Below are 3,148 nucleotides of genomic sequence, written 5' to 3' on the forward strand. Positions count from 1 at the left end.
CACACCGTCAGCACCCGGCCGCCCGCCGTCACCAGCGCGCCGTCCTGCTTCGCCACGCCCGCCAGGAACACCGGCGCGTTGGACGGCACCGCGTCCAGCCCTTCAATCCGCTGGCCCTTCCTCGGCGCCTCCGGGTAGCCCTCCGCCGCCAGCACCACGCCCACCGACGCGCCCGGGAACTGCTTCAGCGGCCGGGGCTCCAGCGTCCCCCTGGCGCACGCGTCCAGCAGCGGCAGCAGGTCCTCGTCCACCTGCATCATCAGGACCTGCGTCTCCGGGTCCCCGAAGCGCGCGTTGAACTCCAGCACCTTCGGGCCGGACGCCGTGAGCATCAGCCCCGCGTACAGCACGCCTCGCAGGGGCGTGCCGCGCTTCTTCAGCACCGCGAGCGTCGGCGCGATGACCTGCTCGCCCACCTTCGCCAGCTCTTGCGGCGTGAGGAAGGGCGCCGGGCAGTACGCGCCCATGCCGCCGGTGTTGGGGCCCGTGTCGCCCTCGCCCACGCGCTTGTGGTCCTGCGACAGCGGCAGCAGCACGTAGCGCTCGCCGTCGCACAGGGCCATCAGCGACACCTCCTCGCCCTCCAGCAGCTCCTCCAGCACCATCCGCTGGCCCGCCTGGCCCATGGCCGCCACGGCGCGCACCGCGTCGCGCGCGGCCTGCGCGTCCGGCGCGACGATGACGCCCTTGCCCGCGGCCAGGCCGTCCGCCTTCACCACGATGCGGCCCTGCGCGACGGCGTACGCCTCCGCCTCCGCCGCGTCGGTGAAGACGCGGAAGGCCGCGGTGGGCACGCCCGCCTCGTCCATCACCTCCTTGGCGAAGGCCTTGGAGCCCTCGATGCGCGCGGCCGCCGCGACGGGGCCGAAGCACGGGATGTCCACCTGCGCCAGCGCGTCCGCGACGCCCGCGACGAGCGCGCCTCCGGGCCCACCACCACCAGGTCCACGCCCTCGCGGCGCGCCAGCGACACCACCGCCTCCGGCGAGTCCGCCTGCAGGGGCACGTTGGTGCCCCACCGAGCGGTGCCCGGGTTGCCCGGGCCCACCAGGAGCCGTGAGAGACGAGGACTCTGGGCCAGCTTCCACGCGAGCGCGTGCTCGCGTCCGCCCGACCCCAGCAACAGGACCTTCACGTCAACCTCGCTCGTCGAGTTTGAAGAGCAGCTTCTTCGCCGGGAAGTAGGACGGGTCCAACCCCACCACCTTCTCCAGCACCGCGCGCGCTTCCTTCGGCTTCGACGCCACCAGCAGCTCCGCCAGCTTCGTCTGCGCGGACAGCAGCTTCGGCGCCACGTCCAACGCGGACTGGAGCGTGCGCATGGCCACCGCCACGTCCCCGGCCGCCGCCTGCGCGAGCCCCAAGGACAGGCGCGCCACCGGCAGCCCCCGCTCGAGCCCCACCGCGCGCTCGGCGAGCCCGCGCGCCTGCGGCGCCTTCGCGTCCAGCGCGATGAGCGCCCGGTACGCCTGGGCACTGCCGCTGTTCGCGTTCACGTCCACCACGGAGTGCAGCAGCCGCTCCGCGGTCTGCCGGTCCCCCTGGTGGAAGCGCACCAGGGCCTCGTACAGCAGGGGCTGCACGTCCTCCGGGCGGTCGCCCAGCGCCTTCACCACGTTCTCCACGCCCGCCAGCGTTTCGCCCGGCCGCAGCCAGAAGCGCGACAGCGCGGGCCGGGGCGCCAGCCGCAGCGGATCCCAATCACGCGCCTCCAGCACCGGGTAGAACAGGCGGAAGGCCTCGTCGCGCTTCTTCGCGCTCGCCGCCGCCACGCCCTCCAGGAGCTTCGCGTCCATGCGGCGGTCGTCCAGCCGCACCGCCTGCTGGAAGCGCTCCTGGGCCCCGGCCGCGTCGCCCTCCAGCAGGTGCAGCCGCCCTTCCAGCACCTTCTCCAGCGCGGCGTCCTCCAGCCGGCCCTGGAAGCCCTTCAGGTGCTCGCGGGCCGCGGCCACGTCCTTCTGCGCCAGCGCCACCAGGAACGCCTGCAGGTGGGCCTCCGGCATCGTCGGCACCACCTTCAGGGCCTCCGCCGCCGCGTCCAGCGCGCCGGCGTTGTTGCCCGCCGTGCGCTGCGCCGCGGCCAGGTGGCTCCAGATTTCAGAGGCGTCGCGCGGGCCGTAGCGGGACGCGTTCTTCGTCAGATCCTTCAGCGTGCGCACCGCGTCGCGCGCGTTGCCCTCCGCCTGGTAGCGCAGCACCGCCAGCGCCAGGGTGGCGCGCACGTCGCCCGCCTTCGCCTTCAGCCGGTCCTCGTACAGCTTGCGCGCGCGGCCCGTCTCGCCGACCTCCACGTAGATGCGGGCGGCGGCCTCCAGGCTGTTCCAGTCCTGCGGATCCAGCTCCATCCGGCGGGAGAGTTGCTTGAGCGCCACCCCGTACTGGCCGGCCTGCTCGTGGGCGAGCGCGCTGTAGTAGTCCACGCGCTTGAGGTTCGGCGCCAGCTTCCGCGCGGCGTCGAACTCCTGGTTCGCCAGCTCGCGCGACGTGGCCACCCGCGAGCGCCCCAGCACCAGGTGCGCCTCCGCCTTGTGGGCGTCGCTGGCCTCCGGCCGCGCCAGCACCGCCGAGGCCAGCTGCGCCGCCTGCTCCAGGTTGCCCGGCTGACGCGAGCGCGCCAGCAGCAGGTTCGCGTGCGCGACGAGCAGCGCGGGCGTCTTCCCGGCCGTGCCCTGCGCGGCCTGGATGAGCTCGCGCGCCTCCTGGAAGGAGTTGTCGTCCATGCCCGGACCGCGCCCGAGCGCCAGCGCCTGCACGTAACCGGCGATGGCCTCCGTGCTGCGCGGGTCGAGCAGCAGCGCCTGCTGGAAGGACTCCTCGGCTTCCGTGTACGCGATGCGCTGGTCCAGCTCGAGCTGCTTCTGGCCCGCGGCCAGGTGCTCCGCGCTGGTGCCCTCCAGCTCCAGGAACTGGAGCTTCCACCGGCCCACCGTGGCCAGCACCTCCGGAGGCACCGCGGCCGGAGCGGGGGGCTTCGCGTCCCGGGCCGCCTTCTCCTGCTGCGGCTTGTACACGAGGAAGTAGCCCGCCGCGCCGCCGCCCCCGAGGAGCGCCAGCACCATCAGGCCCACGACCACGGAGCGGCCGCCACCGTCGCTGCCGCCGCGCTGGGCGCTGCGGACCGGAGCGGCCGTGAGGTGCGAGGTGCGCG

At 74.3% G+C, this 3,148-nt stretch carries 1 protein-coding gene and 1 pseudogene; both read right to left on the minus strand.

Annotated elements, in window-relative coordinates:
• Window positions 1-1,135: pseudogene (purD, locus tag ACLEQD_RS40105) on the minus strand (phosphoribosylamine--glycine ligase); the annotation flags it as partial.
• Window position 1,136: 1 nt separating this feature from the next.
• The coding region (locus tag ACLEQD_RS40110) for a tetratricopeptide repeat protein (protein ID WP_410391216.1) at window positions 1,137-3,148 on the minus strand (2,012 nt) is incomplete at its 5' end.

Source organism: Corallococcus sp. 4LFB, assembly GCF_046520365.1.
GTDB lineage: Bacteria > Myxococcota > Myxococcia > Myxococcales > Myxococcaceae > Corallococcus > Corallococcus caeni.